The sequence below is a fragment of the Flavobacterium sp. genome (assembly GCF_027484945.1).
GTDB lineage: Bacteria > Bacteroidota > Bacteroidia > Flavobacteriales > Flavobacteriaceae > Flavobacterium.
Genome location: NZ_JAIXRZ010000004.1, coordinates 1 through 12,746, shown reverse-complemented (window position 1 = coordinate 12,746; position 12,746 = coordinate 1). Strand labels below are relative to the sequence as shown.

The 12,746-nt window shown below is 37.9% G+C and carries 7 protein-coding genes; 2 read left to right on the top strand and 5 right to left on the bottom strand.

The window, feature by feature from the left end; genetic code table 11:
* Nucleotides 1-3: 3 nt before the first annotated feature.
* Both Q0039_RS00505 and argS read right to left on the bottom strand, forming a co-directional pair.
* A complete protein-coding gene (locus Q0039_RS00505; protein ID WP_297507404.1) occupies nt 4-489 on the bottom strand; it encodes a hypothetical protein in 486 nt (161 codons plus the stop codon).
* A gap of 32 nt (nt 490-521) precedes the next feature.
* A complete protein-coding gene (gene argS, locus Q0039_RS00500) occupies nt 522-2,294 on the bottom strand; it encodes an arginine--tRNA ligase (RefSeq protein ID WP_297507402.1) in 1,773 nt (590 codons plus the stop codon).
* 201 nt (nt 2,295-2,495) lie between these two features.
* On the opposite strand from argS, the gene Q0039_RS00495 reads away from it, so the two are divergent.
* Entirely contained in the window at nt 2,496-7,067 is a 4,572-nt protein-coding gene (locus Q0039_RS00495) for a T9SS type B sorting domain-containing protein (RefSeq protein ID WP_297507400.1), read from the top strand.
* A gap of 105 nt (nt 7,068-7,172) precedes the next feature.
* Here the strand turns inward: Q0039_RS00495 and Q0039_RS00490 are convergent, their stop codons facing one another.
* Both Q0039_RS00490 and Q0039_RS00485 read right to left on the bottom strand, forming a co-directional pair.
* Nucleotides 7,173-8,180: a beta-ketoacyl-ACP synthase III gene (locus Q0039_RS00490; RefSeq protein WP_297507398.1), complete on the bottom strand. Its 1,008-nt coding sequence runs from the start codon at nt 8,178-8,180 to the stop codon at nt 7,173-7,175.
* Between the two features lie 150 nt (nt 8,181-8,330).
* Nucleotides 8,331-9,593, bottom strand: a complete 1,263-nt coding sequence (locus Q0039_RS00485) for a T9SS type A sorting domain-containing protein (RefSeq protein WP_297507396.1) — start codon at nt 9,591-9,593, stop codon at nt 8,331-8,333.
* A 131-nt stretch (nt 9,594-9,724) separates the two neighbouring features.
* On the opposite strand from Q0039_RS00485, the gene Q0039_RS00480 reads away from it, so the two are divergent.
* Nucleotides 9,725-12,130 carry a prolyl oligopeptidase family serine peptidase gene (locus tag Q0039_RS00480; protein ID WP_297507394.1) on the top strand — a complete coding sequence of 802 codons (2,406 nt, stop codon included), beginning with the start codon at nt 9,725-9,727 and terminating at the stop codon, nt 12,128-12,130.
* A gap of 20 nt (nt 12,131-12,150) precedes the next feature.
* On the opposite strand, the gene Q0039_RS00475 is transcribed toward Q0039_RS00480, so the two are convergent.
* Nucleotides 12,151-12,746, bottom strand: a 596-nt coding sequence (locus Q0039_RS00475; protein ID WP_297507391.1) for an ATP-binding cassette domain-containing protein, incomplete at its 5' end; no start/stop codon positions are given.

The following is a 12,746-nucleotide window of genomic DNA, read 5'->3' as shown; positions in this document are numbered from 1 at the left end:
AGGTTAATTCTTTTCAAAGGTGAGGTAATCGACTCCTCCGTTACCTCCACTAATATCCACTAATTCAATTTTTGTTGCAGTTTGTGATTGAATATCCCAATCATCAGATAAATCGGCAAAATTTACCGGAGCTGTGAAAAGAATAGTAAAATCCAAATCCGACAGCGTATCGTCATTTGAGTTGGAATCGGTTACTGACCATGAACCCGAATACGTATTGGTGCCATTTGTAGCGGTTAACAAATTGGAATTTGCAAACGTGAAATTAAATCCAGTATAAAGCGTGGTTTTTATCGTTCCTGAATCGTTATAATAGGTAATTCGCCAAGTTCCATTTGAAACCGTATTAATTACATTGGTAAGAGCAATATTAGAACTAGAAGTATCATCATTACTACACATAGATGCTATATTAAGCATAAAGCAAACCACTAAACAAAGTGCAATTTTCATTTTTTTCATAATTAATTCATTTAGTTTAATAATCATCTTACTGCAATTTACAAAAAAACTGTAAATGATTACATCCGTTCTGGAACTTCAATGCCTAACAAACCAAATGCATTTTTAATGGTTTGCGCCACTTTTTCGGAGAGTTGCACGCGGAAGATCTTTTTCTCAATATCAGTTTCACCCAAAATAGAAACCGATTGATAAAACGAATTGTATTCTTTTACCAATTCGTAGGTATAATTTGCGATAAGAGCCGGACTGTGATTTCGGGCGGCGTCTTGAATAACTGAAGGAAACATTGCAATCATTTTAATTAATTCTTTTTCCTTTTCATGCAATTCAACAGTTACTGTTTTTTGGTAATCAAAGGTAGCTCTGCGTAAAATCGAACAAATTCGAGCATGGGTATACTGAATAAACGGACCTGTATTTCCATTGAAATCAACCGATTCCTCGGGATTAAAAAGAATTTGTTTTTTGGGATCTACTTTTAGAATATAATATTTTAATGCCCCCAAACCAATTGTTTTGAACAAAGCTGCTTTGTCGGCATCAGAAAATCCGTCGAGTTTTCCTAACTCTTCAGCAATTGTCCCAGCAGTTTGGGTCATTTCGTTCATTAAATCGTCGGCATCGACAACGGTTCCCTCTCGTGATTTCATTTTACCCGAAGGAAGTTCGACCATACCGTAGGACAAATGGAACAAATTTGCTGCCCATTCGAATCCTAACTTTTTAAGAATTAAAAAAAGCACTTTAAAGTGATAATCTTGTTCATTACCAACGGTATACACCATTCCTCCCACATCGGGAAAATCACTTACGCGTTGTATCGCCGTCCCGATATCTTGGGTCATATAAACTGCGGTTCCATCTGAACGTAACACAATTTTTCGATCCAATCCTTCAGCAGTTAAATCAATCCAAACGGAACCGTCTGGATCTCTTTCAAAAACACCTTTTTCAAGGCCCATTTGAACCACTTCTTTACCCAGTAAATAGGTATTACTTTCGTAGTAATAGCTATCAAAATCAACTCCTAATTGGCTGTAGGTAGTAGCAAATCCATCATAAACCCATTGGTTCATGGTCTTCCAAAGCGTAACAACTTCGGGATCTCCGGCTTCCCACTTGCGCAACATTTCTTGAGCTTCTAAAAGAATGGGAGCCATTTTTTTAGCATCCTCTACTGATTTTCCTTCAGCGATCAGTTGTTGTATTTCCAACTTATAGGCTTTATCAAATTCTACATAGAAATTACCTACTAATTTATCACCTTTTAGACCCGTAGATTCTGGGGTTTGTCCGTTACCCCATTTTTGCCAAGCCAACATTGACTTACAAATATGAATCCCCCGATCATTAATAATTTGCGTTTTATATACGTTCTTTCCCGAAGCTTTTAAAATTTCAGCAACCGAGTACCCTAATAAATTATTACGTATATGCCCAAGATGTAGGGGCTTGTTCGTATTGGGTGACGAATACTCAACCATAACCGCTTTTGGATCCGTTTGACTCATAAAACCAAACTTAACTTGGGAACGAATCGAATTAAAAAAAGTGAGATAATAAGAATCTGAAATAACCAAATTTAAAAAACCAGCTACAACATTATACCGAATCACCGGCCCCTCTTTTTGCACTAAAAAATCACCTATTGCCACTCCGATTTGTGCTGGATTTCCTTTAATTAATTTCAATAACGGAAATAAGACTACCGTTAGATCTCCTTCAAAATCTTTGCGGGTTGTTTGAAACTCGATTTTCTCGGGTTTAACACCAAAACTCTGAAATACAGCTTCTTGTATTAAAGGCATCAAAATTTCTTGCACTGTCATGAGTATCCTATTTTAAGCTGCAAAGATAAATGATAATCCGAATTAAGGACGCAATCTACTTTTAATTAGAAAATGAATGAATTATTTAGACTATAAAATAATACTTTTCTTACTTTTAATTATTTTAAGTGCATTTCATCGATTTTATTTGTATTTTACCGATATTAATTCACATATTTGGTATGTCAAAATCAAGTCCCTATGAAAAAACTATTAACTCTTACGCTATTTTTCTACAGCATTTTAAGCTTTAGCCAAATCATCTCTGTAGATACCAACACTTACACTGTTCCTCAATTAGTGAACAATGTTTTGATAAATTCACCCTGTGTAACTGCACAAAACATTTCATGGCGCACAGGAAGCAATTTTGGTTCTTCCAATGGTATTGGATATTTTACAAATTCAAATTCAAACTTTCCATTACCCAGTGGTGTAGTACTATCTACCGGTAGTGCAATGAGTGCTGCTGGCCCAAACAACTCCCTGCTTGAGGAGGGTAACGCCGCTTGGATTGGCGATAGTGACTTAGAAAACACATTGGCTGCCTCAGGGATTGCAATGACCTCTACCAATGCTACGGTCTTGGAATTTGAATTTACCCCTTTGTCCCCTTACTTTAGTTTTGACTTTTTATTTGCTTCTGAAGAATATGGCAATTTTCAATGTCAGTTTTCAGATGCTTTTGCTTTTTTATTAACCGATATGGTTACAGGAACTACAACCAATTTAGCAGTTGTTCCTAATACGAATGCACCTATTTCGGTAGTTACGATTAGAGACTATTTATACAATTCAACTTGTCCATCGGCAAACGAACAGTATTTCGGACGTTATAATGGTGGAAATAATGCATCCAATGCTCCTGTAAATTTTAATGGACAAACCGTTTTAATGTCGGCTAGTTCTTCGTTAATTCCGAACCGCCCTTATAAAATTAAATTAGTAATAGCAGATCGTGGCGATTATAAATCAGATTCTGCAATTTTTATTGCCTCAGAAAGTTTTAATATTGGGCAAGATGTATTGGGACCTAATTTAACCGTTGCAAATCAGACAGCTATTTGTGGTGGTACTACAGCAACAATTCCATCAGGTTTAAATCCTGCTTCCTATACTTTTGAGTGGAAACGTAATGGTGTTGTTTTGAATGGAGAAACTGGACCCAATTTAGTTGTTTCTACCCCAGGAACGTATGAATTAACCTATACAAGCATCGCTTTCCCTTGTCAACAAGTGAGCGATAGCATCGTGGTTGAATTTTACAATACGTATAATGTAGTAAATCCAAAAAATTTATATAAATGTATTTCGGGTTCTGGACCGTATACCTATAACTTAAGTCAAAATACCACGCTGGTGATGTCGACTTTACCACCAACTACAACTATTCGTTATTTTTCAAATCTAACCGATGCGCAAAACAATACCAATCCGATTCAACCTTCGTACTCAAGCAATGGTAATGAAACTCTTTACATGCTTGCTATTAATCCAAACACAGGTTGTAAAGTTATCAAATCGTTCCAATTACTACTAACTGCTCCTCCAGTTGCTAATCCAGCAAACGATATTCTAGTATGTTCTAATCCACAAGGCGGTCCCGTTGGTTTCAACTTAATGGTAGCAGGTTCAGGCCAAGTATTAGGTGCTCAAAACCCTAATATATATGGCGTTATTTTTTACCGTAACTTAAATGATGCTAATAGTGGCACTAATCCAATTACAATTACCATGTCGACCGGTGGCGTAGTTTATGCAAGTGTTTTCGTTAAAACAGATCCAACATGTTTTGCTTTAGTTCCTGTAAACTTGGTTGTTTTACCCAAACCTCCAGTAGATGATATGGATGATGTAATTACTTGTGCCGATTATGTTTTACCTGCCCTAACTAATGGTCAATATTTCACGTTACCCGGTGGTCAAGGCACACAGTTATTCCCTGGTGATATCATCACACAAACCACAACGATTTATATCTATAACAGTTATAATACCCAACCCTCTTGTCCCAACCAATCCTTTTTTAAAGTAACTATAATTCGTCCTGAAGAGACAGAAATTCCTACTGACGAATATTGTACAAGCTATACATTACCAACGCTTGCAGTCGGTGAATACCATACTGAACCTAATGGAGGTGGAATGGTATTACCCGGTGGAACTGAGATTACCACATCGCAAACACTTTATTACTATTTTATTTCACAAGAACCACCCTATTGCACAATTGATACACCATTTAATGTTACTATCATCACTCCTCCAAGTGTTCCAACACTAACGGATGTTTTTGATTGTACTTCGTATACATTACCTGCATTAACTTCTGGTAATTACTTCACTGAATCTGATGGTCAAGGAACCCAAATGCATGCAGGTGATATTATTACTACAACACAACGTTTATATGTGTATGCAGCGAATAGCATTTGCTCACAAGAAACATCGTTTAATGTAGTAATCGGAATGAATTTCCCTTCTTCAGCCAACGAATGTGTTTCGTATACCTTACCTACATTAGAAGCGGGTAATTACTACACGGGTCCGATGGGAACGGGCACAATGATACCTGCTGGCACAGTAATCAATACAACACAAACTATTTATGTGTATGCTGTGAGTCAGTCACTTCCCAATTGTACCGATAACTATAACTTTACTGTGACTATTAGTTTACCACCGCTTACAGTTCCTCAAAATACGGTAGGTTGCGATACGTATGAGCTTCCTCAAATGCCGTATGGAAATTACTATACGGGTCCTGGCGGAACAGGTGACATCTTATTTGCAGGTGATTTCGTTACCTCATCAAAAACCATATACATCTATCTTGATGGAGAAGGATCTTGTGTTAACGAGGTAAGTTTTCAAGTAACAATTAACCAAACCCCAGTAGTTGATTCGCGTTCAGATATCGATGCCTGCCATGCTTATGTGTTGACAAATTTAGAACACGGCGACTACTATACAGGCCCTAACGGAACAGGTACACAATTACAGGGTGGTGATGTAATTCATACAACACAGACATTATACATTTTTGCAAACAATAATGGTTGTACCAACCAAACTAGTTTTACGATTACTATTTTTACGATTGATGCACATACGCTTTCAAATGTTTCCGTGTGCGACTCCTATGTATTACCTAGTTTACCTGGAAACAACAAATACTTTACAATGAGTGGTGGACCAACTGGAGGAGGTCAAGAATTGTTACCTGGATCGGCAATTACTTCAACACAAGCGATTTACATCTATGTAGAATCTGGAGGTCGTATTAATTGTACTAACGAAAGTAGCTTTTCAGTAACCATAACGCATACACCTGTTATCAATCCTATTGCAAATGTTTTGACTTGTGGATCGTATACGTTGCCCACACTAACTGCTGGAGATTATTATACTGCTCCACAAAAAGGAGGCACCTTATTGCATGCTGGTGATGTAATTACGACCAATCAAACACTATATGTATATGGTGAAACTGGTGGTAATCCAAATTGTTCTGCAGAAGTTAGTTTCTCCGTAAGTTTGTATAATATTCCACAATTAAACAACGTTGTGTCGTGTTCAAGCTATGTTTTACCTGCATTAACAACGGGTAACTACTTCTACGGACCTAATGGTACCGGTGGACAAATTGCTGCTGGAAGCATCGTTACACAGTCTAAAACAATCTATGTTTTCGGTCAATCGGGTTATACCCCCAATTGTAGTGATGAAACATCATTTACTGTAACGATTATCCCTGCTCCAATTGCGAACACTATACCTGCTGCAACGCGAACATTTTGTGATACTGATGGCACTAATGACGGTGTTTTAAATGTTGTATTGTCTACCTTTAATTCGGCTGTATTAGGAAATCAAAACGGACCTGAATTTGCAATCACTTACCATGCAACTTTAGCCGATGCAACTACCAATAGCAATCCAATTTCAGAAACAACTGCTAGCTTGGTTTACGTTCGAATCAACAATACACTTGCTCCCGATTGTTTTGATGTTAAAGCAATCCAAATGATCATCCACAAATTACCAGTTCCAACACCCGAAGATGGCATCATTTGTTATAACACTTTTAACAATCAATTAATTCAATCGACTACATTAAACAGTGGTTTGTCTGCAGCATCACATACAATTAAATGGTATAATGAAGATGGCCAACAAGTAGGAACAGGTACTTACTATACAGCTGTAGCACCTGGCGTTTATAGTGTGATTGCAACAAACACGGTAACCGGATGTCCTTCAGAGGAGGTTTTTGTAACAGTGTCTAGTTCAGAACCTGCAATCGTTGCCTATACGGTTAATGAAGATTTTGGTGATACCCAATCGATTACTGTAGAAACACAAGGTACAGGTGATTATGAATACCAATTGGATAATGGTGAGTTTCAAGATAGTCCTGTATTCAATAATGTAATGAGCGGATTTCACACGATTACTGTTCGTGATAAAAATGGATGTGGTTTAACGGTAACAAATGCTATTGTTATTAACTATCCTCATTTCTTCACGCCTAACGGTGATGGTATTAATGAAACCTGGAATATTAAAGATTTGAAAGACCAAGAAGTTTCATTCATCTACATTTATGACCGTTATGGTAAGTTATTGTCTCAAATTAAACCTTCAAGCAGTGGTTGGAATGGCACCTTCAACAATAGCAATATGCCAGCTGACGATTATTGGTTTATTGTAAATTATCAAAAAGATGGTGAAACTAAAGAATTTAAAGCGCATTTCACACTAAAGAGATAAAGCCCTTTTTGCCCCAAGTATAAAGGTTTGCTTACTTTGAAATTTTATTTCAATAAAAAACCGAAGCCAATGCTTCGGTTTTTTTATGCTTATAATTCTTAAGGACTACCAACGGATAATTGCACTCCCCCAGGTAAAACCGCTGCCAAATGCTGCTAATACAACTAAATCGCCCGACTTAATTTTACCTTGTTCCCAGGCTTCTGTTAACGCAATCGGAATGGAGGCAGCCGTAGTATTGCCATAGCGCATGATATTGTTATAAACTTGACTATCGTTTAAACGAAATTTTTGTTGAATGAATTGGGCAATTCGCAAATTAGCTTGATGTGGAATCAACATATCGATATCGGTTACCGCTAAATCATTGGCTTGGAGCCCTTCGTTAATTACCTCGGTAAACCGTACAACAGCATTTTTAAAGACCAATTGACCATTCATGTACGGGAAATACGATTCGTCATTAGGGTCGTTATCCTGGATAATATCCGTAACCCAACGCTTACCCATTCCCGGAGCAATTAATGCTAATTCTTCTGCATATTGCCCTTCTGAATGCAAGTGGGTTGAAAGAATCCCTTTCGTGTTATCCACTTCCCTACTAACTATAGCCGCACCGGCACCATCACCAAATATTACCGAAACACCTCGACCACGGGTTGTCATATCCAATCCTTGCGAATGCAATTCAGAACCAATAATTAAAACATTTTGATACATTCCAGTCTTAATATACTGATCTGCAATGGATAAAGCATATATAAATCCTGAACACTGGTTTCGAATATCTAAAGCCCCAACCGTTTTCAACCCTAATTCACGTTGAACCAAGACACCTGGACCCGGAAAATAATAGTCGGGACTTAAGGTGGCAAAAATAATAAAGTCGATCGCTTCTTTGTCGATTTGCGCACGCTCAATCGCTACTCGTGCTGCTTTTACTCCCATTGAAGTAGTCGTGTCTTCACCGCGTATTACATGTCGACGTTCTTTAATCCCAGTTCTCTCTTGTATCCATTCATCATTAGTATCCATCAACTGAGCTAAATCAGCATTGGTTACTACATGATCAGGAACATAAAAACCAAGTCCGGTTATTTTAGAATGGTACATCATTGACTGTTTTATATTATTGAAACAAATTTAACGATTTAGCGAGAGTAGCGTAGTAAATTAACAAATAAATAGAACTACAAGCGTGTTTGTCTAAAGTGGTATCAATGATGATAATTCCCCTGATAAATACGACTTAGTTGTTGTAACTCATTTCACTATTTTAACCGATTGTCTTCCTGTATTCGTGTGAAGATTTAAATAATATACCCCATTTGCATAGGGAAAATCAAAGGAATACTCTTTTTTTCCGGCACCATTAATTTCATCAATTAATAACGTAGTGATGCGCTTACCCTGCTGATCATACAACCCTAAATTGAGATGATCAACACCTAAAAAAGTAATTTCTATTTGCAATTTATTCGTTATAGGCATGGGAGCTATAGTCACTTGAAGGGGCTTACGAGGTTGTTCTGTAAATTGCGGAATAGCCATTGAAGGGGTCATTTTGTATATAGTTGTACCGCAAGCATAGGCTAGAGTCGGACTCATAATAAAAATACGATTTAAGTTACTACCCACTGTGGTATTAACCCACGTATCACCGCCATCGGTAGTTTGATAAAATCCGGTAGCATGCCCCCCCATCCAGCCTGTATTTTCATCTACAAATCCAACCGCTTGAATTTCTGGTTCCGGGGCGTTCTTCACTACCCAAGTTTGCCCGCCGTCAATCGACTTAATAAGCGTTCCATTGTTGGGTGCAGCTGCTTCAACAGCTCCAAAGATTATATTGGGATTGCCTGTAAGCACCTGCAACTTCCATACATACTCACCCGAAATTGTTCCATTATAAAGAGTCGACCACGTTTGCCCTCCATCTACAGTTTTTAAAACAACGGCTCCTGTAGCATTATTACCTGCCGCAAATCCTGTGTTTTCATCCAAAAACAAAACTTCAACTAAGGCATCTGCATAGGCACTCATATCGATATATTCCCAAGTCTGCCCGCTATCGGTGGATTTGATAATATACGCCGGAAAAAAGTAAGCACCACAACCATAAACGGTAGATGGCCCTACACAATCTAAACCACAAATAGCTTGGGGATTGGGATTTATTGTAACCAAATCCCACGAAGTTCCACCATTAGTAGTACGGTAAAACTTACCATTTAATGTCCCTAAAAAACCAATATTTTCATCTAAAAATTCGATATTTCTAAAATAATGATTGCTCCCTAATACTGTATTGTTGGTTTGCAAAGTCCAATTATCGCCTCCATCAATGGTTTTATATACTGCAGCATAATATCCATTGGCGGCCCATCCAACATTCGCATTGAGAAAAAAGACATCGTCAAATCGTTGACCGTTGGTATTTACGGCTACATTAGGCAAAGGAGCCCAAGTGTATTGCCCCATTAGTCGGAATCCTACCAATAGCGTGCAAATTAGCAACTTTTTCATGCGATTAGATTTTATTCAAAAATAAAAAATTAACGTATGATTAAAGGGGAATTTAAAATAAAAATAAGCGATTTAAAATCCATTTAACGTGAACGTAAATTTGTTACTTTAGCTTTCTCAAGAATTGAAATATGAAATTACGTTGCTTTATTGTATTGCTTTGTTCAACCTGGAGTTGGGCCCAAGAAAATGTTACTTACCAAAATCCGCCAGCTGAGATAATGAATTTGGCAGACTACCAACGGGCACCTGCTGTTAGTATGGATAGTCGTAAAGAATTTATGCTCCTCTCCTACCGCAGTACTTACAAATCTTTAGATGACTTAAATCAAGATGAAATGCGACTGGCTGGCCTGCGCATCAATCCAGTTACCAATAGTTTGAGTACTATTAGTTATAGTTCGAATTTAAAAATTCGAAAAGTAAACGATCCCAAAGAAATTCAAGTACGAGGATTACCCGAAAACCCGAAAATTGCTCATGTGAGTTGGTCGCCTGATGAACGAAAAATTGCTTTTACACATACAACTTCAAACGGCGTTGAACTATGGATCATCGAGGTAGCTTCGGCATCGGCAAAAAAAATTACAGCAGCTAATCTAAATGCCACTATGGGATCGCCCTACCTATGGAAAAATGACAATGCAGCCCTTTTGGTTCAAATGCTTCCTGCCAACCGACAAGCATTAATTGATCAAAAGAAAGATTTACCAACAGGCCCAACGGTTTCCAATAGTGATGGAAAAAAATCACAAAACCGCACGTATCAAGATTTATTAAAAAACAAAACCGATGAAGCCAACTTTGATACGATGGTGAGTTCAGAATTGTATTGGGTTGCGCTCGATGGTGCAAAAACCCTATTTAAACCCGCTGCCCTTTATGCCGGTATGAATTTTTCACCCGACGGGAACTATTTACTGCTTACGCAAATTGAAAAACCGTATTCATATATCGTTCCAATGAGTCGTTTTCCTCAAAAAACTTCGGTATACAAAACAGACGGCACATTCGTAAAAGTTGTCAATGAAGTTCCGTTAACAGAAATTATGCCTAAAGGATTTTCTTCTGTTCGCAAAGGTATTCGCAATATGTCTTGGCGACCTGATCAGCCGGCAACATTATTTTATGTTACGGCATTGGACGAAGGCGATGCAAGTAAAAAAGTAGATTACCGCGATGCACTTTATGTTTGGGAAGCCCCTTTTTCAGCCTTACCCCGGGAGTTTATGAAAACTAAACAGCGTTTTTCGGGAATTAATTGGGGTAATGAAACAGTTGCTTTTGTCAATGACGAATGGTACGACACGCGAAATCAAAAAACCTATCTTATCGATCCCTCGCAATCCAATTTGAATCCAAAAATTGTTTGGGACTTAAACTCTCAAGATATCTATGCCGATCCAGGAAATTTTGAAACCAAACGCAACAACTATAACCGCTATGTTTTAGCAATTGAAAATGACCAAGTTTTTTTATTAGGTAATGGGTATACCAAAGAAGGTCAATTTCCTTTTGTCGATGCATTACATCTAAAAACCTTAAAGACGAATCGGTTGTATCAATCGAAATTGAAAGACAAAAAAGAAGATCTTCAAGCTATTGTCGATTTTAAAAAGGGTGATCTTTTGGTAATGATTCAATCCAAAAACGAGTATCCCAATTACTATTTTCGCAATATGAAATCGGCCAAATTGACACCGATTACTCAATTTAAAAATCCGTTTGAAAGCATTAAAAACGTATACAAAGAAGTCATTAAATACAAACGCAACGATGGCGTTGAATTATCGGGCACTTTGTATTTACAGGCGAATTATGACCGCACTGCAAAAAAAGAAAAGTTGCCTTTGTTAATTTGGGCCTATCCTGCAGAATTTAAAGACAAAAGCTCTGCTGGACAAAGCGATAAAAACCCAAATGAATTTACTTTCCCAAGTTATGGTTCATTTATTTATTGGGTAACGCGCGGATATGCGGTTTTGGATGATGCTTCATTCCCTATAATTGGAGAAGGCACAACCGAACCCAACGATACATTTATACCACAGTTGGTCGCCAATGCAGAAGCTGCAATCAATGCTCTTGATCAATTAGGCTATATCAACCGTAAAAAAGTAGCAATAGGTGGGCACTCATACGGAGCATTTATGACCGCAAATTTGTTAACTCATTCCAATTTATTTGCATGCGGCATAGCACGAAGTGGTGCTTACAACCGAACGTTGACCCCCTTTGGTTTTCAAAGTGAGCAGCGAAATTATTGGGACGTACCCGAAATTTACAACGGCATGTCCCCGTTTATGCAAGCTGATAAAATGAAAACCCCACTGCTGTTGGTTCATGGTGACGCCGATAATAATCCCGGAACATTTACCTTACAGTCGGAGCGGTATTTTCAAGCTTTAAAAGGATTAGGAGCACCTGCGCGATTGGTATTATTACCAAAAGAAGCTCATGGCTATGTTGCCAAAGAAAATATTTTCCACTTGCTTTGGGAACAAGATCAATTTTTAGAAAAATATTTAAAAAATTAAAAAATCAACCCTGGGGCAACTCAGGGTTTTTCATTAAAAAACACATTCATTCCAGTATCGATAGCTAGGGGATGTTCGACAATAACTTGCGAATCTTCTACTTGCAATTCGATAAAATAATGACTTCCTCTATAATAGGATTGCACAACTTGGGCAGGTATCCCATGCGTGGTAATTTGAAGTTGATGCGGATAGGCATGCTTCCATTCACCCTCTTTTTTATAACGCGACAAATCCCCAAATAAGGAAGCCACATAAGAACTATTAGAAGCATATAGATCTATTGGGGAACCTTCTGCCAAAATTGCTCCCGCTTTCATTACAACAACCGAATCGGCAAAAGATAACACATCGGTACTATCATGTGTAGCAACAATTGTTGTAATATTTTTTGACTTTAAATAGTGAAACAACTTACGTCTCAAACTATTTTTTCGAAAATTATCGATATGACTAAACGGTTCGTCCAATAACACTACTTCAGGCTCAAGAGCCAAAACCCGAGCAAGAGCGACGCGTTGCAGCTGTCCTCCACTCAAAAATTGGGCTTTTGTATGAGCCAATTCGGTCATTTCAACCGTTTCCAGCAATTCCATAACCCGTTTATGCTTTCGCT